This window comes from Arenimonas oryziterrae DSM 21050 = YC6267, assembly GCF_000420545.1.
GTDB lineage: Bacteria > Pseudomonadota > Gammaproteobacteria > Xanthomonadales > Xanthomonadaceae > Arenimonas > Arenimonas oryziterrae.
On sequence record NZ_ATVD01000003.1, the window covers coordinates 63417 to 84614 of the forward strand.

The 21198-nt window shown below is 66.4% G+C and carries 19 protein-coding genes and 1 tRNA gene; 8 read left to right on the forward strand and 12 right to left on the reverse strand.

The features are described 5' to 3' along the window. Window positions 1-20: 20 nt before the first annotated feature. Together G467_RS0108720 and G467_RS16075 are read right to left on the reverse strand one after the other, a co-directional pair. The gene (locus G467_RS0108720) at window positions 21-2114 is read right to left on the reverse strand and encodes a prolyl oligopeptidase family serine peptidase (RefSeq protein ID WP_033397673.1); all 2094 of its coding nucleotides are present in this window, start codon (window positions 2112-2114) and stop codon (window positions 21-23) included. A gap of 95 nt (window positions 2115-2209) precedes the next feature. Then, on the reverse strand, window positions 2210-2542 hold the full coding sequence (locus tag G467_RS16075; protein ID WP_022969356.1) for a hypothetical protein: 333 nt from the start codon (window positions 2540-2542) through the stop codon (window positions 2210-2212). Between the two features lie 80 nt (window positions 2543-2622). Here G467_RS16075 and G467_RS0108730 point away from each other — a divergent pair, with 80 nt between their 5' ends. Next, the gene (locus tag G467_RS0108730; protein WP_081940328.1) at window positions 2623-3264 is read left to right on the forward strand and encodes a lipocalin family protein; all 642 of its coding nucleotides are present in this window, start codon (window positions 2623-2625) and stop codon (window positions 3262-3264) included. Between the two features lie 9 nt (window positions 3265-3273). On the opposite strand, the gene G467_RS0108735 is transcribed toward G467_RS0108730, so the two are convergent. Together G467_RS0108735 and G467_RS0108740 are read right to left on the reverse strand one after the other, a co-directional pair. Beyond that, complete coding sequence (locus G467_RS0108735) at window positions 3274-4227, reverse strand: patatin-like phospholipase family protein (protein ID WP_022969357.1); 954 nt, start codon at window positions 4225-4227, stop codon at window positions 3274-3276. Beyond that, on the reverse strand, window positions 4224-5204 hold the full coding sequence (locus G467_RS0108740) for a helix-turn-helix transcriptional regulator (RefSeq protein WP_022969358.1): 981 nt from the start codon (window positions 5202-5204) through the stop codon (window positions 4224-4226). Before G467_RS0108740 ends, G467_RS0108735 begins: the two co-directional genes overlap by 4 nt. Window positions 5205-5332: 128 nt before the next feature. On the opposite strand from G467_RS0108740, the gene G467_RS0108745 reads away from it, so the two are divergent. The 3 genes from G467_RS0108745 to G467_RS0108755 are packed head-to-tail and all read left to right on the forward strand — an operon-like array spanning window position 5333 to window position 9967. Further along, complete coding sequence (locus G467_RS0108745; RefSeq protein WP_022969359.1) at window positions 5333-8278, forward strand: molybdopterin oxidoreductase family protein; 2946 nt, start codon at window positions 5333-5335, stop codon at window positions 8276-8278. After that, window positions 8275-9021 carry a 4Fe-4S dicluster domain-containing protein gene (locus tag G467_RS0108750; protein WP_022969360.1) on the forward strand — a complete coding sequence of 249 codons (747 nt, stop codon included), beginning with the start codon at window positions 8275-8277 and terminating at the stop codon, window positions 9019-9021. Before G467_RS0108745 ends, G467_RS0108750 begins: the two co-directional genes overlap by 4 nt. A gap of 19 nt (window positions 9022-9040) precedes the next feature. Continuing rightward, window positions 9041-9967, forward strand: coding sequence for a dimethyl sulfoxide reductase anchor subunit family protein (locus G467_RS0108755; protein WP_211214057.1), 927 nt, complete (start codon window positions 9041-9043; stop codon window positions 9965-9967). Window positions 9968-10070: 103 nt separating this feature from the next. Here the strand turns inward: G467_RS0108755 and hemC are convergent, their stop codons facing one another. Genes hemC through G467_RS0108775 form a run of 4 tightly spaced genes read right to left on the reverse strand, consistent with a single transcriptional unit; the run spans window position 10071 to window position 13483 of the window. After that, window positions 10071-10988, reverse strand: coding sequence for a hydroxymethylbilane synthase (gene hemC, locus G467_RS0108760; RefSeq protein ID WP_022969362.1), 918 nt, complete (start codon window positions 10986-10988; stop codon window positions 10071-10073). Window positions 10989-11037: 49 nt separating this feature from the next. Then, window positions 11038-11772: a LytR/AlgR family response regulator transcription factor gene (locus G467_RS0108765; RefSeq protein WP_022969363.1), complete on the reverse strand. Its 735-nt coding sequence runs from the start codon at window positions 11770-11772 to the stop codon at window positions 11038-11040. Then, on the reverse strand, window positions 11769-12803 hold the full coding sequence (locus G467_RS0108770) for a sensor histidine kinase (protein ID WP_022969364.1): 1035 nt from the start codon (window positions 12801-12803) through the stop codon (window positions 11769-11771). The genes G467_RS0108765 and G467_RS0108770 overlap by 4 nt, the downstream gene beginning before the upstream one ends. Window positions 12804-12817: 14 nt before the next feature. Then, on the reverse strand, window positions 12818-13483 hold the full coding sequence (locus tag G467_RS0108775; RefSeq protein ID WP_022969365.1) for an alpha/beta hydrolase: 666 nt from the start codon (window positions 13481-13483) through the stop codon (window positions 12818-12820). Window positions 13484-13630: 147 nt separating this feature from the next. Between G467_RS0108775 and G467_RS0108780 the strand changes: the two genes are divergently transcribed. After that, window positions 13631-14101, forward strand: a complete 471-nt coding sequence (locus tag G467_RS0108780) for a DUF1203 domain-containing protein (RefSeq protein ID WP_022969366.1) — start codon at window positions 13631-13633, stop codon at window positions 14099-14101. Between the two features lie 26 nt (window positions 14102-14127). Here the strand turns inward: G467_RS0108780 and G467_RS0108785 are convergent. From G467_RS0108785 to dtd, 3 genes are all read right to left on the reverse strand, one after another. After that, a tRNA-Ile gene (locus G467_RS0108785) sits at window positions 14128-14203 on the reverse strand. An 86-nt stretch (window positions 14204-14289) separates the two neighbouring features. Further along, on the reverse strand, window positions 14290-16140 hold the full coding sequence (gene rpoD / locus G467_RS0108790) for an RNA polymerase sigma factor RpoD (protein WP_022969367.1): 1851 nt from the start codon (window positions 16138-16140) through the stop codon (window positions 14290-14292). A 101-nt stretch (window positions 16141-16241) separates the two neighbouring features. After that, window positions 16242-16679 carry a D-aminoacyl-tRNA deacylase gene (gene dtd / locus G467_RS0108795; protein ID WP_026802513.1) on the reverse strand — a complete coding sequence of 146 codons (438 nt, stop codon included), beginning with the start codon at window positions 16677-16679 and terminating at the stop codon, window positions 16242-16244. Window positions 16680-16791: 112 nt separating this feature from the next. Between dtd and G467_RS0108800 the strand changes: the two genes are divergently transcribed. From G467_RS0108800 to G467_RS0108810, 3 genes are read left to right on the forward strand one after another with little or no spacing between them, the layout of a single operon-like run. Next, window positions 16792-17700, forward strand: a complete 909-nt coding sequence (locus G467_RS0108800; protein ID WP_022969369.1) for an LpxL/LpxP family acyltransferase — start codon at window positions 16792-16794, stop codon at window positions 17698-17700. A gap of 1 nt (window position 17701) precedes the next feature. Beyond that, window positions 17702-18241, forward strand: coding sequence for a PH domain-containing protein (locus G467_RS0108805; RefSeq protein ID WP_022969370.1), 540 nt, complete (start codon window positions 17702-17704; stop codon window positions 18239-18241). Further along, window positions 18238-19734, forward strand: coding sequence for a PH domain-containing protein (locus G467_RS0108810; RefSeq protein ID WP_022969371.1), 1497 nt, complete (start codon window positions 18238-18240; stop codon window positions 19732-19734). The genes G467_RS0108805 and G467_RS0108810 overlap by 4 nt, the downstream gene beginning before the upstream one ends. Window positions 19735-19754: 20 nt before the next feature. On the opposite strand, the gene G467_RS0108815 is transcribed toward G467_RS0108810, so the two are convergent. Next, the gene (locus G467_RS0108815) at window positions 19755-21188 is read right to left on the reverse strand and encodes a TrkH family potassium uptake protein (RefSeq protein WP_211214058.1); all 1434 of its coding nucleotides are present in this window, start codon (window positions 21186-21188) and stop codon (window positions 19755-19757) included. Window positions 21189-21198: the final 10 nt, after the last annotated feature.

Below are 21198 nucleotides of genomic sequence, written 5' to 3' on the forward strand. Positions count from 1 at the left end.
CTCCGGCGGAACAGGGATGATCAGAACAGTTTCTTCTTGAGGAAGGTGAACGCGAGCGCCTGCATGAAGGCCGACTGCTCGTTGTTCGCCGCGCCGCCGTGGCCGCCTTCGATGTTTTCGTAATACAGCACGTCGTGGCCCTGCTCTTTCATGCGCGCCATCATCTTGCGCGCATGACCCGGATGCACTCGGTCATCGCGCGTGGACGTGGTGAACAGCACCGGCGGATACGTCACGTCCTTGCTGACGTTCTGGTACGGCGAATATTTCTGCAGGAAGGCCCAGTCGGCGGGCACGTCCGGATTGCCGTATTCGGCCATCCACGAGGCGCCGGCGAGCAGATGGCTGTAACGCTTCATGTCGAGCAACGGCACCTGGCAGACGACCGCGCCAAACAGCTGCGGATACATCACGGTCATATTGCCCATCAGCAGACCGCCATTGCTGCCGCCCTGGATGCCCAGGTGCGCCGGCGTGGTGATCTTTCGCGCGATCAGGTCTTCGGCGACCGCTGCGAAATCCTCATAGGCCTTGTTGCGATTCTCGCGCAACGCCGCCTTGTGCCAGCGCGGACCGTACTCGCCACCGCCGCGGATGTTCGCGACCACGTACACGCCGCCCTGGGTGAGCCAGGCGCGGCCGACACCGGCCGAATAACCGGGCGTCAGCGAGATTTCGAAGCCGCCGTAGCCGTACAGCAGGGTCGGGTTCTTGCCGTCGACCTTCATGCCCTTCGGCGAGACGATGAAATAAGGCACCTTCGTGCCGTCCTTGCTCGTGGCGAAGTGCTGGTTGATCTCGAGCTTGCTCGCGTCGAAGAACGCCGGCAGCTGCTTGATCGTTTCCGGCGCACTGCCGACCGTGCCCAGACGCAATGAGGTCGGGGTCAGGTAATCGGTCACCGTCATGAAGTAGTCGTCGGATTCCTCGTCGTCGATCGCAGAAACGCTGACCGTGCCGAATCCGGGCGCGCCGACCAGGGCCTCGCGCTTCCAGCTGCCGTCCGCGGCCGGCGTCAGCACCGTGATGCGGTTCTTGACGTCCTCGAGCACATTGAGCAGCAGATGGTTCTTGGTCCAGGTGTAACCCGACAGCGCCGCATGCTCGGTGGGCTCGAACAGCACGGTGAAGTCGCGGCCGCCGGCCAGGAACTTGTCGAAATCGGCGGCGATCAGCGCGCCAGCCGCATAGGTCTTGCCGCCGACCGTCCACGGATCGCGCAGCTCGAGCATGAGGTACTGGCGATGCACGTTCTTCTGCGCCGAGTTCGGCACGTCGAGCTTGACCAGCTGGCCGTCCTTGCCGACGACGAACAGCTCGTCGTTGTAGAACGCCAGCGAACGCTGCACGAAATCGCGCTCGAAGCCGGTGGTCAGGTCGCGGAAGCCGCCGGCGGCCATATCGGTCGTCTGCGCTTCGTACACGGTCTTCGCGGCGGCCATCGGCGTGCCGCGCTGCCATTCCTTGACGATGCGCGCGTAGCCGGACGTGGTCATCGAGCCCGGTCCGAAATCCGTCGACACGTACACGGTGTTGAGATCTTTCCAGTTTAGGCCGCCCTTGGCCTCGGGACGGAAGAACCCGTCGGCGACCCAGGTTTTCGACGGCAGGTCGAACTCACGCGTGACATCGGCATCGGAGCCGCCGCGCGACAGCGCGATCAGGCAGCGCGCGTACGCGGGCTTGAGGCAGTCGGCGCCGTGCCAGACCCAGTTCTTGCTCTCGGTCTTGTTGAGCGCGTCGAGATCGATGAGGACTTCCCAGGCCGGCTCGGCCTTGCGGTACTCGGCCAGCATCGTGCGCCGCCACAGCCCGGCGGGGTGTTCCTTGTCGCGCCAGAAGTTGTAGTAGTAGTCGCCCTGTTTGACGACCATCGGAATGCGCGCGTTGGAATCGAGAATCGCGCGCAGGTCGTCGCGCAGCTGACCGAAGCTGGGATCGGCGGTCAGCGCCTTCTGCGAATCGGCATTCTGGGCGCGTACCCAGTCCAGCGCCTTCGTGCCTTCGACGTCCTCCAGCCACTGGTTCGGGTCATCGGTGGGCATGGTCTGGGCTCCGGCGTGGGCGGCGAAAAAAACGCCTGCCAGCCAGGCGAACGCGGTGCGGTGCTTGATCACTGACGGCATGGGGTCTCTCCCTGAAGGACCCCGCAAGCTAGCATGCGTCGTCGGACCCGACCCCTAGGCCAGAAGTCATGCCTGCCGCGCCTTCACGCCACGCGCGCGGACTGCTGTCGAAGCCCGCGGCGATAGCCGGTGCGCGCCGCCTGGACCGTGGCCTGGCGAGGCCGGCGGCGACGCGGCGTCCGGACGAGGACCGAACGCCACGCCGCCGCAACGGCATGCCGGTAAAACGTGAGCAGGGCGGTGGCGGGCGCGGCCAGCAACCAGAACGGCCAGGGGCCGAACCAGCCCGAATCGCCACGCGCGCCGGGCAGGCACAACACCAGCAACAGGCCGACCGTGAGCCATTGCCAGAGACAACGCGCCAGCACGGGCGAGACGACGGGCGTGGCGACGATCCGGGCGACGAGATGCGGCATGGGACTCTCCTGGCGGAACCCGCGACAGCGGGCGTGGAAGCACGATGCCCGGCCCGCTTCTCACCGACTGAGATTCGGTCTTGACGCGACGTTCCCGCGCCGCCGTCCATGCTGGCCGCCTGTTCTCCGCCAGGCTGACCTTGATGCGTATCGTGCTGATCCTCGCCGTCCTGCTCGTCCTGCTGTTCGCACTCGGCCATGACGCGATGGCGAAACCCCCCGCCCGGGACAAGCGCCCGCCGCTATCGACCAAGGCCGAGATAGATTTGGCGCGCTACATGGGCCGCTGGTGGGTGATCGCGAACATTCCCTACTTTGCGGAAAAAGGAAAAGTCGAAAGCGCCGACGTCTATGCCTTGCGCGCCGACGGCCGCATCGACAATACCTTCGTGTACCGCAAGGACTTCGACCACGCCGTCAAGGACATGAAGGGCCTGGCCGAGGTCGTGCCCGGCACGAACAACGCGCAATGGCGCATCGCCTTCCTCGGCGGCCTGGTCAAGGTCGATTATCTGGTGCTGGAAGTGGCGCCCGACTATTCCTGGGCGCTGATCGGCCATCCCAAACGCAAGCTCGGCTGGATTTTCGCGCGAGAGCAGGACATGGGCGACGAGCAATACCAACTGCTGCTTGCGAAGATGGAAGGCTACGGCTACGACACCACGCAGTTCCGCCGCGTGCCGCAGAAAGCGGAGCAGCAAGGCCAGCCGGGCTTCCAGTAACGCCCTCGCCTACTCGAGTTCGGCGAGCGCCTTTTCCGCGGCGCGACGACCGACGTCGATCATTTCGCTGCAGCGCCAGTATTCGTAGATCGCGCAGGCATTGCTGGGCACCTGGATCAACAGATCGGCCGGATCCTGCGCCAGGTGCAGGCGCGTCATGTGCGCGTGCATGGTTTCCAGCGAGCGCGACATCAGGTCGAGCATGCTGCGTTGGCGGCCGCGTACGGGTTCCTCGTCGCGTTCCCGCCAGTTGTTCCACAGCGCGGTCATGCGCGCGCGCAGGCTGGAGCCTTCTTCGTCTTCCTCGGCCATCTCTTCTTCTTCGCGCACGAGGTCGATATCGACGCCGTACGCGGTCGCCAGGGTTTCGCTGTCGGGTTCGGCCGCGGGCAGGCGCCAGGACACCGGCCCGTTCACGTCGACGGCGATCACGTGGTCGACGCGCGCCAGGCGTGTCGCGGCGATCGGCAGGGGTGCCAGCAGGCCGCCATCGACGAGTTCGCGGCCGCCGACGATATGCGGCGTGAACAGCATCGGGATCGCGATCGAGGCGCGGATCGCATCGAACAGCGCACCGTCGTTGAGCCAGACCTCGCGCTGCGTTTCCAGATCGGTCGCAACGGCGGTGAAATCGATCGGCAGGTCCTCAATCTGGTGATCGCCGACCAGCTCGCGCAGCACGCCGATCACGCGGTCGCCGCGGATCAGCCCGGGCAGACCGAAATTGAAATCGAGCAGGCGCAGTACCTGGTTGCGGTCGAGCTTGCAGCTCCAGTCGCGATACTCGGCGAGCTTGCCGGCCGCGAAGATGCCGCCGACCAGCGCGCCCATCGAGCATCCGGCGACCGCCTCGATGCGCAGGCCGCGTGCCAGCAGCACCTCGATCACGCCGATATGCGCCAGGCCGCGCGCGCCGCCGGCGCCGAGCACCAGGGCCACGCTCTGCCCGCGCACCGCATTCATGTGCTCTTCTCGTAGGCCGAGACGGCCAGCTGCAGCAGGGTGCGCGCCTGCTGGCGCAGGCTCTCAGGTTCGGTGATCTCGGCGTCGGCGCCGTAGCGCAACACGTCCATCAGCAGTTCCTTGGCATTGCTGTAGGGAATCTTCAGCTGATAACGGCCATCGGGCAGAAACCGGCCTTCCTGCTTGGAGTGCCAGTGCTCGTCGGCGACCCAGCGCGCGGCCTTGGCGGAGAACACGATGCTCGCCCAGCCCTTGGGCGCACCGGAGAAGATGCCGTAGCTCGAGGCCAGATGCTGGTCGAGCTCGGCATCGGGCAGATCGAGCGCGGCCTCGTCGATGACGCGCGCGTGCTGGATGCGGTCGACAGAAAAACTGCGCAGGCCATCGCGATCGTGATCGTAGGCGTCGAGGTACCAGTTGTCCTTGTAGTGCGTCAGTCGCTGCGGCGAGACGGTGCGGTGCGTGCGCTCGTTGGTCGAGCGCGCGAGATAGTCGAAACCCAGGCGCTTGCGCTCGAGCACGGCACCGGCGACCACGCGGAACGCGATCTCGTCGCGCCGGCGCACGCCGCTGCCGAGCACGCGCACGCGTTCGACCGGCCAGCGTTTGCCGCCGGCCTGTTCGGACAGCAGCGTCTCGATGCGGCTCTTCAGCGGTGCCAGCGCCGAGGCGAGCACGCCGTTGCCGCTGCGGTCGAGCAGCTGATGCGTGGCCAGCAGGGCATGCAACTCGTCGGAATTGAGCCACAGACCGGGCAGTTCGAAACGTTCGGCCTCCTTCTCGTCGTAGCGCAGGCCGCCCTCGCCGGTGGCGTCGCTCTCGATCGGGGCGCCCAGTGCGTCGCGCAGGAAGGCGATGTCGCGATACAGGGTCGCGCGCGAGCAGCCCAGTTCGTCCATCAGGCGCTTGATCGGCACCGGATAGCGGGCGTTTTTCAGTACGCGGTGCAGGGCAAGCGTGCGCTCGTAGCGGTCCATGCGATGGCGGCCGGGATCTGGGGGGATGCGTCTAGGATGGCACCGCCCTCTCGCGGTTCCAACCCCGAACGCGCCTGCCGGTGACGACGGGCTCGCCCGAACGGCGTCGGGACGGCACAATGGCGCCCATGTCCGAGCCGTCCCTCGATCTGCAAAAACCCGTCGGCGACGAACTCAAGCAGACGACCTGCTACATGTGCGCCTGCCGCTGCGGCATCAATGTGCATCTGCGCGACGGCAAGATCCGCTACATCGAGGGTAATCCGGCGCATCCGGTCAACCGCGGCGTGCTCTGCGCGAAAGGCTCGGCCGGGATCATGCAGCACTACTCGCCCGCACGGCTGCGCAAGCCGATGCTGCGCACCGGCGAGCGTGGCGCCAATGAATTCCGCGAAATCGAATGGGACGAGGCGCTGACGCTCGCCGCGACCTGGCTGGGCGAAACGCGCGCGCGCGATCCTGACCGCCTGGCCTTTTTCACCGGCCGCGACCAGTCGCAGGCACTGACCGGGTGGTGGGCGCAGCAATACGGCACGATCAACTACGCCGCGCACGGCGGTTTCTGCTCGGTGAACATGGCGGCCGGCGGCTTGTACACGCTCGGCGGCAGCTTCTGGGAATTCGGCGAACCCGACTGGGAGCACACGCGCTATCTGATGCTCTGGGGCGTGGCCGAAGACCACGACTCCAATCCGATCAAGCTCGGCCTGGGCCATCTCAAGGGCAGCGGCGCCAAGATCGTCGCGGTCAATCCGGTGCGCACCGGCTATGGCGCGATCGCCGACGAATGGGTCGGCATCCGCCCGGGCACCGACGGCCTGTTCGCCTTCGCGCTGATCCACGAGTTGCTCAAGGCCGACCGGATCGATCTCGACTACCTGGTGCGCTACACGAATGCGCATTGGCTGGTCGTGCAAAACCCGGGCGGTGCGGACGATGGTTTGTTTGCGCGCGATGCCGACGGGCAGGCTTTGTGTGCGGTGCGGGGTGATGCGACCGCTTCCCCTCACCCCCGGCCCCTCTCCCCCGGGGAGAGGGGAGACGAAATCCTTCTCCCCTTGGGAGAAGGTGCCCGCAGGGCGGATGAGGGCAACGCCGTCGCGACGAACCTCATCCCTGCGAACACCCCCGACATCTCCCCGCGCATCGTCGGCGACGTCACGCTGCCCGACGGCCGTCGTGCCGTGCCCGTTTTCCACCTCGTCGCCGAACGCTATCTGGATCCGCAGTACGCGCCCGATGCCGTCAGCGACCGCTGCGGGATTCCCGCCGACACGATCCGCCGCATCGCGCGCGAAATCGCCGCCGCGGCCTTCGACAGCGACGTGAATCTGCCGGTCGCCTGGACCGATACGCACGGCCGCCGTCACGCATCGATGCGCGGCCGGCCCGTGGCGATGCATGCGATGCGCGGCATCAGCGCGCACAGCAATGGGTTCCACACCTGCCGCGCCCTGCATCTGCTGCAGCTGCTGCTCGGCGCGGTCGATGCGCCCGGTTCGTTCCGTTACCAGCCGCCGTTTCCGCGGCCGATCCCGCCGGCGAATCGTCCCGGCAAATCCCGCGGCGCCGACGGCAAGCTCGACGCGCCGCCGCTGGGCTTCATCCACGGACCGGAAGATCTGCTCGTCGATGCGCAAGGACAGCCGCGCCGGCTCGACCATGCGTATTCGTGGTCCTATCCGCTCGCCGTGCACGGCATGCTGCATACCGTGATCCGCAATGCCTGGGCCGGCGACCCGAACACGATCGACGTGCTTTTCCTGTTCATGGCCAACATGAGCTGGAACTCGGCGATGAACACCACCGAGACGATGCGCTGGCTCACCGACAAGGACGAGCACGGCGAGTACCGCATTCCCAAGATCATCTATTCCGACGCCTACGCCAGCGAGATGACGGCTTATGCCGATCTCGTGCTGCCGGACACGACGTATCTCGAGCGTTTCGATGCGATCTCCCTGCTCGACCGGCCGATCTCCGATGCCGATTGCGCGAGCGACGCGATCCGGCATCCGGTGCTGTCGGCGCCCGAGCAGGCCGCCGGCCGCGATGTGCGCGGCTTCCAGAGCGTGCTGCTCGATCTGGGCGCACGCCTGAAACTGCCGGCGATGACCGAGGCCGACGGCACGCCGAAGTATCGCGACTATGCCGACTACATCGTTCGCCACGAGCGCGCGCCCGGCGTCGGCCTGCTGGCCGGCTGGCGCGGCGAAGACGGGTCGCAATCGGGCAAGGGGGCGCCGAATCCGGCGCAGCTGGAAAAATACATCGCCAATGGCGGGTTCTGGCGCGAGGCCATTCCCGCGTCCGCGCGCTACTACAAGATGGCGAATCGCGATTACCTGGAATGGTCGGCGAAACTGGGCTTCATCGCCAAACCCGAGCCGGTGGTCCTGCAGCTGTATTCGGAAACGCTGCAGAAATTCCGTCTTGCGGCCCAGGGCCATGGCCCGGTGCAGCCGCCTGCCGCGCAACGCGAGCGCGTGGCGACGTATTTCGATCCCTTGCCGATCTGGTACGAACCGTTCGAAGGCGCGCAGACCACGGTCGCGGATTTCCCGCTCAGCGCGGTGACCCAGCGTCCGCCGTTCATGTATCACGCCTGGGGTTCGCAGAACGCCTGGCTGCGGCAGATCACGGCGCGCAATTATCTCTACCTGCATCCCAGTCTGGCCGAGAAGCAGGGAGTGCTCGACGGCGACTGGGTACACGTGGATTCGCACCACGGAAGAATCACCGTGCAGGCCAAACTCGTCGCCAACATGCAGCCCGACACCGTCTGGACCTGGAATGCGATCGGCAAGCGGCGCGGCGCGTGGAAGCTGTCGAAAAATTCGCCGGAATCCAAACAGGGCTTTCTGCTCAACCACCTCATCTCCGACATCACGCCGCGCGGCGACTACGCCAATGCCGATCCGGTGACGGGCCAGGCGGCCTGGTTCGATCTGCGCGTTCGCCTGAGCAAGGCCGAAGCGCAGGACGGCAGTTCGCCGCAGTTCGCGCCGCTGGCCGGTGCCGATCCCTCCGACGCACCGCTGCGCTACGGCGCCATGTTCCGGAAATCCAAATGACCGCGCTGCCCGCCGTCTCGAAGAAAAAACTCGGCCTGGTCATCGACCTCGACACCTGCGTGGGCTGTCATGCCTGCGCGGTGTCGTGCAAGGAATGGAATGCCGGCGGCATCGCCGGGCCGCTGACCGACGAAAAACCCTACGGCGACGATCCGGCCGGCGTGTGGTTCAACCGCGTGCACAGCTACGAGATCGAAGCGCTGGACGCGCAGCCGGCGATGACCCTGCATTTCCCGCGCAGCTGCCTGCACTGCGAAACCCCGGCCTGCGTGACTGTGTGCCCGACCGGCGCGAGCTACAAGCGCGCCGAAGACGGCATCGTGCTTGTCGACGAGGACAAGTGCATCGGCTGCAAGCTGTGCAGCTGGGCGTGTCCGTACGGCGCGCGCGAGTACTCGCCGGTCGAAGGCGTCATGAAAAAGTGCACGCTGTGCGTGGACCGCATCTACAACGAGAACATCCCCGAGGCCTCGCGCCAGCCGGCTTGCGTGCAGGCCTGTCCGACGCGGGCGCGGCATTTCGGCGATCTGGGCGATGAAAACTCGGCCGTGTCGAAACTCGTCGCCGAACGTGGCGGCGTCGCGCTGATGCCCGAGCTCGGCTATGCGCCGGTCAATCGCTACCTGCCGCCGCGTGCGCGACGCGCGGGCGCGGCGACGCCGGCGTCGCCGCCCGCCGAGAATCTTGAAACCAAAGAACTTCCCTCCCTGCTGCGCTGGCTAGACCGCGCCTTGAGCCGCTGACATGCATCCGGCGTTTTCCGTGATTTTTTTCACCACGCTTTCGGGCGCGGGGTATGGGTTGTGGTTCTGGACGATGGTGGCGATCCCGCTGCTCGATGATCAAGCTCGGCACAGCGGGCTGGCCTTGCTCGTGCCGCTGGCCCTGGGCTTCGTGCTCGTCGCCGTCGGGCTGAGCAGCTCGGTATTGCATTTGGGCAAACCCTTGCGCGCTTGGCGCGCCTTCAGCCAGTGGCGCAGCTCCTGGCTGTCGCGCGAAGGCGTGTTGGCGATGACGACGTTCGTGCCCTTGGCCTACTTCGCCGCCGCCTCTTTCAGCCGGGTGCCTTTCAGCAATGGCCTGGGGGGCGTGGCGGCCCTCTGGCTCGCGGTGGGCTCCATCGCCACGGTCCTGTGCACGGCCATGATCTATGCGAGCCTGCGGCCGATTCCGGCCTGGTCGCATCGGTTGGTACCGGCGGTGTATCTCGTGTTCGCCTTGCATACCGGCGCCCTGATCGCGCTCACGATCGGACTGCGCACGTTCGCGATCGGCAACGAAGGCGCGGCGCTGCTGATCCTGTTGACCTCGATGCTGGCGTGGCGCCTCAAGCGCCGCTATTGGCAGGACATCGACCGGGGCGTCCTGCCCGTCACGCGCAATTCGGCCCTGGGGCTTCCGGCCGATCGCGAGATCAAGCAGTTCGAACGTCCGCATACCGAAGCGAACTACCTCACGAAAGAGATGGGCTTCGTGCTCGCGCGCAAGCATTCGCGGCGACTGCGCCTGATCGCGGTGCTGTTGTTCGCCCTCGTGCCGGCGCTCTGCGCCTTGCCCCTGTGGTTCGTGCCGATGGCCCATCCCACGCCGCTGCTCGCGCTGGCCTGCGCTTCGGCCCTGCTCGGCACCTTCGTCGAACGCTGGCTGTTCTTCGCCGAGGCGAAGCATGTGGTGATGACGTACTACTAGGCCCGCCGGCGGCGTGGCGGCTGGTTGTTTCGACGCGTGGGCGGCGCCTATCGCGGCCAGGTCCGCTCCCACGAGCGCTGCCTCGTTTGCGCAAATATCGACGTTATTTGCTTAGGCCCAGCATCGCGTCGGCACCCTGCAAGAGCAACTCCGCAGCGACGAGGCGGCCGAGGCCCTCGGGATCGGCGGCTTTGCCGACGGCGTGCGCGCGCACGCAATGCCCGGTCGTCGCCGAACCGACCAGTCCTTCTAGCGACAGGATGCCGCCGTCGAGCGTGGCGTAAGCCGCGACCGGGACATGGCAGCTGCCGTGCAGGCGGCGATTCATCGCACGCTCGGCTTCGACGCAGGTGCGCGTCTTGTCGTGATCGAGCACCGACAACAGCGATTGCGTCAGCGCATCGTTGTCGCGGCATTCGACCGCGATCGCGCCCTGCGCGACCGCCGGCAACCAGCCCGGTGCTTCCAGGCGATGGCGGATGTAGCGCGACAGGCCCAGGCGTTCCAGACCGGCGCAGGCGAGGATGATCGCGTCGTATTCGCCCGACTCGAGTTTGGCCAGACGCGTATTGACGTTACCGCGCAGGTCCGCGACCACCAGATCGGGCCGGCGCGCGCGCAACTGCGCCTGGCGACGCAGGGACGAGGTGCCGACGCGTGCGCCCTTGGGCAGGGCGTCGATGTCGGAGAAACGCACCGACACGAAGGCGTCGAAGGGATCGGCGCGCTCGAGCATCGCCGCGAGCGTGAACGGGCCGTCGAGCTCCATCGGCACGTCTTTCAGCGAATGCACGGCGGCATCGGCGCGGCCTTCGAGCATCGCCACTTCCAGTTCCTTGAGGAACAGACCCTTGCCACCGATGTCGGCAAGCGGGCGATCGATGATGCGATCGCCACGCGTGGTCATCGGCACCAGTTCCACGGTCAGGCCGGGATGGGCGGCGCGCAGTCGCGTGGCGACATGTTCGGTTTGCCACAGCGCGAGCGCGCTCTGGCGGGTGGCGAGGCGGAGGAGGGTCATGGCGGCATTATCGCGCGAATTGGCAGGCCGGTCGCGGTCGTGCCCGCGCCTACAGGTGCTTGAGGCGATCGCGCAGACCGGGCACGCAGCGCCGGCTGACTTCCAGCGGCGCCTTGCCGTGCCGCAGGATGGCCTGCACCTGGCCGTCGGGCAGGCGGCGCAATTCGACGAACTCCTCCTGCGCGACCAGGCAGTTGCGATGGATGCGCACGAAGCGTTCGGCGAATTCGGTTTCCAGCGACTTCAGCGATTCTTCGATGAGGTCTTCGCCGCGCGCATGATGCACGACGACGTATTTTTCCTCGGCCTGCAAGTAGTGCACGTCCTCGATCGGAATCAGCCGCAGGCTGCCACGCAGTCGCGCCGAGAGATGGCTGCGCTGCCGGTCGGCGGGCATCAGCGCCGCTGGTACGGTCGCCACGGCCGCGCGCTGGCGCCGCGCCCGTTCGATCGCTTCGGCCAGGCGTTCGCGGCGCACTGGCTTGACCAGGTAGTCGACCGCGGCCGCTTCGAACGCCGCGAGCGCGTGTTCGTCGTAGGCGGTGCAGAAGATCACGGCGGGCGGCGGCTCGAGCTGGGCGAGATGACGCGCCGCTTCCAGCCCATCCATGACCGGCATCGCGATATCGAGCAGCAGCGCATCGGCCGACAGCGCTGCCGCCATTTCCACCGCGTCGCGGCCGTTGCCCGCCTGTCCGACGACCGAACAGTCGGGCATCTCCGCGATCATCGCGGCGAGGCGTTCGCGGGCCAGTTCTTCGTCGTCGACGATCAAAAGTTTCATGGCAGGGGCAGGCCGATGTCGCTGACATAGTAGCCGTCGGCGTAGGCGGTCGTCATGCGGGCGGCCGGGCCAAAATGGAAGGCCAGGCGCTGCGCGATCGATTCCTGGGCGTGGCCGTTGCCCGCTTCGCGCGGGTTCGGCGCCAGCGTCGGATTGACCACGAGCATCTGCAGTCGGCGGTCGGCAACCTTCATGAGTATGCGGATCTCGCCACCGGCGGGCAGGCGCGAAATCCCATGCAGCACGGCGTTTTCCAGCAGCGGCTGCAGCACCAGTCGCGGCAGGCGCAGGTCGCGCGGCACGGCCGGATCGATCTGCCAGTCGACCTTCAGGCGTTCGCCGAGGCGCAGTTTTTCGATCGCCAGGTAGCGTTCGGCGAGATGGATTTCTTCGGCCAGCGTGCCCTCGCCTTGCCCGGCGCCGAGGGCGGCGCGGAACAGCTCCGACAGGTCTTCGACCGCGCGTTCGGCGGTGACCGGGTCGCGACGCACGAGCGCGGCGATGGTGTTCATGGAATTGAACAGGAAGTGCGGACGGATGCGCGCCTGCAAGGCATCGACCTCGGCCTGCGCCTGGGCGTTGACCTGCGCCTGCCATTGGTCGCGCACGTAGAAATAGCGCAGCGACAACATCGCGATCAGCACCGACAGCGCGGTGACGCTGGCGACGAATCGCCATTGGCTGTCGCCGGGCACGCGGTACAACTCGCCCAGGCCCAGATCGATCTGCATCAGGGTCCAGGCCACGAAACCGGAGATCAACAACGGAATCGACAGGGCCGCGGCCACGCCGAGCGGCGTCGGCAAGCGATTGAGCAAGGGAGCGCCCTTGCAGTACAGGATCGCCACTGTCAGCGACAGCCAGATCGCCAGCGCACTCGCGGAGGCGAACTCCTCGAGATTCCAGTGGCCGGCGCGGGTCGGTGCGATCGCGATGATCAGCACCACGAGTTCAGCGATGCCGATCACCGCGGCGATGCGCGGGATCGAGCAGAAGTCGGGAAGCCAGGGGCGACGGAGAGCGGCGGCCATGGCGCGAGTATGGCCTAGGCGGCCTCGAATCGCGCCGTCAGCCAGCCGGCGAGGTCGCCGATCTCGGCCGCGCAGACGCTGTGCTGCATCGGATAGCTGCGCCAGTCCACGCTCACGCCCAGGCCCTGCAGGACTTCGCGGCTGCGCTGGCCGAGCGCCTGCGGCACGACCGGATCCTGCGCGCCATGCGCCATGAACACCGGCGTGCGCTTGCCCGCGTCGGTGATTTCCGCGGCGGTCGTCGGCGCCATCGGCAGATACGTCGACAGCGCGACGATGCCGGCAAGCCCGGCTTCGCGGCGCAGCCCATTGGCCAATGCGATCGCACCGCCCTGGGAAAAGCCCGCGAGGATGACCCGCTGCGGCGGCACGCCGCGGTCGCGTTCGCGCGCGATCAGGGCGTCGACGTCGGCCATCGATTCGCGCACGCCGGTTTCGTCGGCGCGCTGGTCGATCTGCTGGCTGACGATGTCGTACCAGGCACGCATGGGCACGCCGCCGTTGATCGTCACCGGTCGCACCTTCGCATGCGGGAACACGAAACGCAGGGCCGGCCACTCCGGGCGCACGAGTTCGGGCACGATCGGTGCGAAGTCGTTGCCGTCCGCGCCCAGGCCATGCAGCCAGACGATGCTCCAGGCAGGTTTGGCGCGGGTTTCGTGTTCGACGGTTTGCAGCATGGCGGGTGGCTTCTTGCTCGGGCGAGGGGCCGATTATCCGGGCGGCGTCCGGCACATGCCAGCGCGGGCACCCGACGCAAGATGCGGATGTCGGCGCCGCGCGGCCTGGAGGAGGATCAACGGCATCGCCCCCATCGGAGAACTGCCATGTCCTTTCGCGTCCTTGCCCTGCCCGCCGACTCCTTCCAGCCGCTGTTCGGCCGCGATGCCGACACGCTCGCCGCGCAGGGCGTGCAGCGACGTGTCGTCGACTGCAAACCGGGCTATCCCTGCCGCATTTCCTTGCGCGACGCGGAGATCGGCGAGACGGTGCTGCTGCTTAATCACGAATACCAGTCGGCCGGCTCACCGTACCAGGGCCGCCACGCGATCTTCGTCCGCGAACACGCCGAGCAGGCGCAGCCAGCCGTTGACGAGATTCCGGAGGTATTGGCACGGCGCCTTCTTTCCGTTCGCGCTTTCGACCGCGAGGGCATGATGGTCGATGCCGATGTCGTGCACGGCTCGGCGCTGCGGCCGGTTATCGAGCGTCTGCTGGCGCTGCCGCAGGTCGACTATTTGCATCTGCACAATGCCAAGCCTGGGTGCTACGCGGCGAGAGTCGAGCGGGCGTTGTGATTTGCTGTGCGCTACGGCGACACGAGTGGTGGGCCCACCAGGACTCGAACCTGGAACCAAGGGATTATGAGTCCCCTGCTCTAACCATTGAGCTATAGGCCCTGCGTCGGCCGATTATCATCCATATTCGTCGGACCGGAAAAGAAAAAGCCCCGCGATGCGGGGCTTTTTCACGACAGCGATGTTGCTTACTCGAGATCGAGGAACGAACGCAGCTGTTCCGAACGGCTCGGGTGGCGCAGCTTGCGCAGGGCCTTGGCTTCGATCTGGCGGATGCGCTCGCGGGTGACGTCGAACTGCTTGCCGACTTCTTCCAGCGTGTGATCGGTGTTCATGTCGATACCGAAACGCATGCGCAGGACCTTGGCCTCGCGCGGCGTCAGGCCGGCGAGCACGTCGCTGACCGTCTCGCGCAGACCGATGTTGGTCGCGGTTTCGATCGGGGACTCGACATTGGTGTCCTCGATGAAGTCGCCCAGGTGCGAATCCTCGTCGTCGCCGATCGGGGTCTCCATCGAGATGGGTTCCTTGGCGATCTTGAGCACCTTGCGGATCTTGTCCTCGGGCATCTCCATCTTCTTGGCCAGCTCTTCGGGCGTGGGTTCGCGACCCATTTCCTGCAGCATCTGGCGCGAGATGCGGTTGAGCTTGTTGATCGTCTCGATCATGTGCACCGGGATGCGGATCGTGCGCGCCTGGTCGGCGATCGAACGCGTGATCGCCTGGCGGATCCACCAGGTGGCATAGGTCGAGAACTTGTAGCCGCGACGGTATTCGAACTTGTCGACGGCCTTCATCAGGCCGATGTTGCCCTCCTGGATCAGGTCGAGGAACTGCAGACCGCGGTTGGTGTACTTCTTGGCGATGGAGATGACCAGGCGCAGGTTCGCCTCGACCATTTCCTTCTTGGCCTTGCGCGCCTTGGCTTCGCCATAGGCCATCGCGCGGCTGATTTCCTTGATGTCGGGCAGCGACAGGTACAGCGAGTGCTCGATGCCGATCAGCTTTTCCTGCTCGGAGACGATCGCGTCCTTGAACTCGCGGATGCCCGACGACCACTTCTGCTTGCGACGGATGACTTCGTCGGCCCAGCCGGTGACAGTTTCGTTACCCGGCCACGCCTTGATGAAATCCTTGCGCGGCATCTTGGCGTCGCGCGTGGCGATGTCGAGGATGCGGCGCTCGTGTTCCTTGATCGAGCTGACGACGTCGCGCAGCTTGCGCACGAAGGAATCGATCTCGGCCAGCGGCAGCTTCAGGCGCAGGAATTCCGCAGCCATCTCTTCGCGCAGCTTGAGCGACTTCTTGTCGGCCGGGCCGACCTTGGCATGCGTCTTCTGGAACTTCGCGTACAGGGCCTTGAGCACGTCCATGCGGCGCAGCACTTCGGCCGGATCCGGGCCGGTATCGACTACAGCGGCTTCTTCGCCGTCTTCGGTTTCCACGGCTTCGACTTCGATCTCGGCGTTTTCGTCGAGCACGACTTCGGGAATTTCTTCGGCCGGCGCTTCCACGTCCAGGAAGCCGATGACGACTTCGGACAGGCGCTTCTTGCCTTCGACGTGCAGATCGTAGTCTTCGATCAGCATCTGGATCGACCACGGGAAGCTGGCGAGCGAGGACAGGACCTGGTTCAGGCCTTCCTCGATGCGCTTGGCGATCGCGATTTCGCCTTCGCGCGTCAGCAGCTCGACCGAACCCATCTCGCGCATGTACATGCGCACCGGATCCGTCGTGCGGCCGCCTTCGGTGTCGAGCGCGGTCAGGGCGGCGGCGGCTTCTTCGGCGGCGACAGTGTCGTCGTCGGTGCGCGTGGGCGTCGCATCGGACAGCATCAGGGTTTCGGCGTCGGGCGCGACTTCGTGCACCTCGATGCCCATGCCGTTGATCATGCCGATGATGTCTTCGATCTGTTCGGGATCGACGATGTCGTCGGGCAGGTGATCATTGACCTCGGCATAGGTCAGATAACCCTGCTCGAGACCCTTGCTGATCAGCAGCTTGATTTCGTTCTGTTGCGCCGGACGGTCGGTGGCCATGAAGTCTGCCGATAAGAGAGGGGTCAGAGGAACCGCGTATTATACACGGACGGGCCAATTATTGGCCAGGCTCATGTTTATAAACGGTTTTTTGGCCTGGGTCAGGTCTCCAGGCGGAAGGTGACCGGGCCGTCGTTGACCAGGTTGACGATCATATGGGCGCCGAAGCGCCCGGTTTCAACGGTCGGATGCCGTTCCCGGCACAGTGCCAGCAGACGTTCGAAGCCCCGCAGGCCCAGCTCCGGCGGCGCGGCCGAGGTGAAACTGGGGCGCATGCCGCTGCGGGTGTCCGCGGCCAGGGTGAACTGGCTGACCAGCAGCAGGCCGCCGCCAGCGTCGGTCAGCGACAGGTTCATCTTGCCGGCCGCATCGGAAAACACCCGGTAGCCGAGCAGGCGCTCGGCCATGCGCCGGATCTTCGCCTCGTCGTCGCCGGGTTCGACCGCGACCAGGGCCAGCAGGCCGGGACCGATGGCCCCCACCCGTTCGCCGTCGACGGTCACGCTGGCTTCGAGCACGCGCTGGATGAGGGCGATCAAGAACACCTGCCGGGCGGAGAGGAAGGATCCGGGACGAAGGATCAAAACAGAAAGCACCGGCAGTGTCATCCCGGCCACGCGGCGCGCGCGGGCAACCGGCTAGACTTCGGGCATGGATGGAGCGCAATTTTTCGGACGCCTGCTGTTCGCCGCTGCCGCCTGCGTCGGCTGGCTGCCGTTGCGGGTATTGCGCGGCCTCGGCGGCGTTGGCGGCCGTCTCGCGCATCGCCTGAACACGCGCGAGACCAAGGTTGCGCGCCGCAATCTTGAAATCATCGCGCCGGCCCTGTCGATGGAGGAGCGCGAACGACAGGTCGGCGCCATCCTGCGCGCGACCGGACGCAACCTGCTCGAGACGCTGCGCGTGTGGACGCGCTCGCGCGCGGCGAACCTGCGCCTGATCCGGCAAGTGCACGGCGAAGAACACTATCGCGCCGCGCTCGCCCAGCAACGCGGACTGATCATCGCCGCGCCGCACTACGGCAACTGGGAACTGCTGATCGAATTCATGGCCGCGCGCGCGCCCTTCACCCTCGTCTATCGGGTGCCGGAGAAACGCGCCGGCGACGTTTTCCTGCGCCTGGCGCGCGGCGGCGAGAACGTGCAGCTCGTGCCCGCCGAAACCAATGCGATGCGTCCCTTGTGGAAAGCGCTCAAGGACGGCGGCACGGTGGGTATCACGCCCGACCAGCAACCGAAGTTCGGCGGTGGCGAATTCGCACCGTTCTTCGGCAAGGCCGCGCTGACCCTGAGCCTGATTCCCAAGCTCGCCGAACGCAGTGGCGCGCCGGTTCTATACGCCTATGCCGAACCCTGCGACGGCGGTTTCGACATCCACTTCGAGCCGGCCTCGCCCGTGCTCGCGGGCGCGGACCTCGAACACGCGATCGCGACGATGAACATCGAGGTCGAAGCCATCGCGCGTCGCGACCTGAGCCAGTATCAGTGGACCTACAAACGCTACACGCTGCGCCCCGCCCTGCCCGGCGAACACAACCCCTACCATCCGGATTGCTACTGACATGAGCGAGAGTCCCGACGCTGTCTCCGCGGCCGCCGTTCCGTTCGCCGAGGCCGCCTGGCAGGCGCTGCCCGCGCCTGCGGCGCAGCTGGCGATGATTTCGGGCGCGCTGGCCGGGTTCGTGCTCGCGCTCGTTTCGGGCCTCGTGCTCGGCTGGCGCGTGATGCTGGTGCGCTGGGACGGGTCGCTGTGGGCGACGATCGCGGGTGTGTTGGTGTTCGCGGTTCTGGGGGCGGCGCTCGGCGTCTGGCTCGGCTACCGGCGTTGGAAATTCGCCGCCTGGCGCCTGGACGCGCAGGGCCTGCAAGTGCGTCGCGGTCGCTGGTGGCGCAAGGAAATCCTGGTGCCGCGTTCGCGCGTGCAGCATCTGGACATCGAACGCGGACCGATCGAACGCCATTTCGGTCTCGCCACGCTGATCGTGCACACCGCCGGCACGCGCCTGCATGCGCTGCGCCAGCCGGGTTTTCTCGATGCCGACGCGGTCGCCCTGCGCGATGCGCTGGTGCCCGCCAGCAACCGCAGCGACGACGTGCTGTGAGTTCTCCGGTCGAATCGGCCCTCACCGAACGGCGCCTGCATCCGCTGTCGTGGTTGTTCACGCTGATCGGACAGCTCAAACAGTTCGCGCTGCCGCTGGTGTTCGTGGTGATCACCGGCCGGCGCGCGAACGCCGATTTCTACAGCCTCATCGGCGTCGGCGTACTGGTCGCGTATTCGGTCGCGCAATACTTCACCTACCGCTACCGCATCGAGACCGACGGTGTGGTCGTGCGCAGCGGGCTGTTTCAGCGCAGCCTGCGGCATGTGCCGTTCGCGCGCATCCAGAACGTCACCGTGCACCAGAATGTGCTGCATCGCATTTTCGGCGTGGCCGAGGTCAAGCTCGAATCGGCGGCGGGCGGACCGCGGCCGGAAGCGCAGATGCGCGTCCTGCGCCTGGACGCGGCGCACGAGCTCGAACGCCTGGTCCGTCAGCGCGTCGTGCCGGCCGGCGACAGTGCAACGACGGAAGCGACGGACGCGGCGCCACCTTTGCTCGCACTGAGCACGGGCGAAGTGATCCGCCTGGGCCTGATCAATAATCGCGGCATGCTCGTTGTCGGCGGCCTGTTCGCGTTCATGGCGCAGGCGGGCGACAACCTGCTCGGGAAGTTCTTCACCTCGTTCGGACACTGGCTGTCCGGTCAGGCCGGTGCGATGCATCTGACCGCGCTCGGCATGCTCGGTGCGAGCGCGATCCTGATCGCGCTCATGCTGATCGCCTTGCGCGTGCTGTCGGTGAGCCTGGCGCTGCTGCATTTTCATGGCTTCACCCTGCGCGAGGACAACGGTCGCTTGAGCGTGGAGCGCGGACTGCTCACGCGCACGCGTGGCAGCGTGCCGCGCCAGCGCATCCAGGCCTTCAGCCTGACCGAGGGTCTGCTGCACCGCTGGTTCGGGCGCCGCAGCCTGCGCGTGGACACGGCCGTGATGGAGGCGGTCAACGACAAGGCCGTGCTCGGCGAACTCGCGCCGATCGCGTCGCCGGCGCGCATCGATGCCCTGGTCGATCATCTGCTGCGGTCGCCGTCGGCACCAGCGAACGAACGGCCGCGCTGGCCGATCGAAACCTGGCAGCCGCTGCATCCGCGCGCATGGCGCCGCAAGTTTTCCCTGCCTGCACTGCTGGTGTTCGCCGCGACGATCGTCGTGAGCTGGCTGCAAGGTCCCTGGGGCCTGCTCCTGCTTGCGCTGGTGCCGCTGCTGGCGCTACGCGCGACCTGGTGGGCGCGCCATTCGGCGTATTCCGTCGCACAGGATCTGATCGCGTTTCGCAGCGGCTGGCTGGACCGGCAGTGGCGCTTCGCCGAATGCCAGAAACTGCAGGCGGTGGAGTGGGTGCAATCGCCGTTCGATCGCCGGCACGGCATGGCGACGCTGCGCTTCGACACCGCCGGCGCCAGCCCGATGGCCTCGGCTCTTGCGATCCCGTACCTGCCCGAAGCCGATGCGCGCGCGATCTACGAACAGCTCGCCGCCAAGCTGCGCTGATCGCTTCACGCCCCGTAGGATCATTCGCTCCAGAACTGCGGCGTCAGCAGCACGAGCACGGTGAACACTTCCAGGCGACCGAGAATCATCGCGAAGCTGCACACCCAGACCGAGAAATCGCCGAGACTGCCGAAGTGGTTGGCGACGCCGTCCAGGCCCGTGCCGGTGTTGTTGAGGCAGGCAGCGATCGCCGAGAACGCGGTGACGATATCCAGTCCGCTCGCCGCCAGCGCCAGCGTCATCACCAGGAAGCTGATCAGGTACAGCGTGCAAAAGCCCGCGACGGAAATCACCACGCTCTCCGACACGCGGCGGCCGCCGACCTTGACCACGAACTGACCCTTGGGATGCACGAGCTGCTTGATCTCGCGCAGGCCCTGGCGCACGACCATCTGCAGACGCGCGACCTTCATGCCGCCGGCCGTCGAACCGGCGCAACCACCGACGAAGCCCAACAGCACCAGCAACAGCGGCGCCAGCCCCGGCCAATTGGTGTAACCGGTGGTCACGAAGCCAGTCGTGGTGAGGTTGGACACGACCTGGAATCCGCCGTAGTGCAAGGCGTCGGCCACGGTCGGGAAATGCCCGGACAGAAACAGGTTCGCCGCCACGACCAGCGTGGCGATAACGGCGATGACCAGGAAGGTGAACAGCTCGGCGTCGGCCTGGTAGTGGCTGATCGTCGCGCGCCGCCACGCGTACCAGTGCATGCCGAAATTGATGCCGCCCAGCAGCATGAACAGCATCGCGACACCGTCGATCAACGGACTGTGCCAATAGCCGAAACTGCTGTCGTGCGTGCTGAAACCGCCGGTCGCGGTCGTCGACATCGCATGGCAGATCGCGTCGAACAGACTCATGCCGCCCAACCAGTAGGCGAGCGCACACATCAGGCTCAGGCCCAGGTAGACCTTCCACAGGGCACGCGCGGTTTCGGCGATGCGCGGCGTGAGCTTGTTGTCGCGGGTCGGGCCGGTGCTCTCGGCACGAAACAACTGCATGCCGCCGACCTTGAGCATCGGCAGGATCGCCACGGCCAGGATCACGATGCCCATGCCGCCGAGGAAGTTCAGCGACTGCCGGTAGAACAGCACGCTGCGCGGCAGCGCATCCAGGCCTTGGATCACCGTCGCGCCGGTGGTCGTCAGGCCCGAGGCCGCTTCGAATACCGCGTCGGTGTAGCTCAGATAGGGCTCGGCGAGCATGAAGGGAATCGCCGTGACCAGGCTGGCGATGACCCAGATCGACGTCGTGATCAGAAAGCCGTCGCGCAGGCGCAGATCGTAATGCGCATGCCGCACCGGCCACCACAGCAACAAGCCCGCCGCACCGATGATGACGAAGCTGTCGAAGAAGGCGCCCTGGCTGGGCTCGCCCAACGCGTGCGCGATGATCATCGGCGGCACGGTGATCAGGGAGCTCAGCGCGACGATCGCGCCGAAAATGCGCTGCACCGTCTGGTAT

Bases quoted from the DNA above. Each gene is read 5' to 3' on its own strand.
- rpoD (WP_022969367.1), bottom strand. From the start codon at position 16,140: ATGGCCACCGACCGTCCGGCGCAACAGAACGAAATCAAGCTGCTGATC.
- G467_RS0108800 (WP_022969369.1), top strand. From the start codon at position 16,792: ATGGATGGAGCGCAATTTTTCGGACGCCTGCTGTTCGCCGCTGCCGCC.
- G467_RS0108780 (WP_022969366.1), top strand. From the start codon at position 13,631: ATGTCCTTTCGCGTCCTTGCCCTGCCCGCCGACTCCTTCCAGCCGCTG.
- G467_RS0108770 (WP_022969364.1), bottom strand. From the start codon at position 12,803: ATGGCCGCCGCTCTCCGTCGCCCCTGGCTTCCCGACTTCTGCTCGATC.
- G467_RS16075 (WP_022969356.1), bottom strand. From the start codon at position 2,542: ATGCCGCATCTCGTCGCCCGGATCGTCGCCACGCCCGTCGTCTCGCCC.
- G467_RS0108745 (WP_022969359.1), top strand. From the start codon at position 5,333: ATGTCCGAGCCGTCCCTCGATCTGCAAAAACCCGTCGGCGACGAACTC.
- G467_RS0108765 (WP_022969363.1), bottom strand. From the start codon at position 11,772: ATGAAACTTTTGATCGTCGACGACGAAGAACTGGCCCGCGAACGCCTC.
- G467_RS0108775 (WP_022969365.1), bottom strand. From the start codon at position 13,483: ATGCTGCAAACCGTCGAACACGAAACCCGCGCCAAACCTGCCTGGAGC.
- G467_RS0108740 (WP_022969358.1), bottom strand. From the start codon at position 5,204: ATGGACCGCTACGAGCGCACGCTTGCCCTGCACCGCGTACTGAAAAAC.
- G467_RS0108735 (WP_022969357.1), bottom strand. From the start codon at position 4,227: ATGAATGCGGTGCGCGGGCAGAGCGTGGCCCTGGTGCTCGGCGCCGGC.
- G467_RS0108805 (WP_022969370.1), top strand. From the start codon at position 17,702: ATGAGCGAGAGTCCCGACGCTGTCTCCGCGGCCGCCGTTCCGTTCGCC.
- G467_RS0108750 (WP_022969360.1), top strand. From the start codon at position 8,275: ATGACCGCGCTGCCCGCCGTCTCGAAGAAAAAACTCGGCCTGGTCATC.
- hemC (WP_022969362.1), bottom strand. From the start codon at position 10,988: ATGACCCTCCTCCGCCTCGCCACCCGCCAGAGCGCGCTCGCGCTGTGG.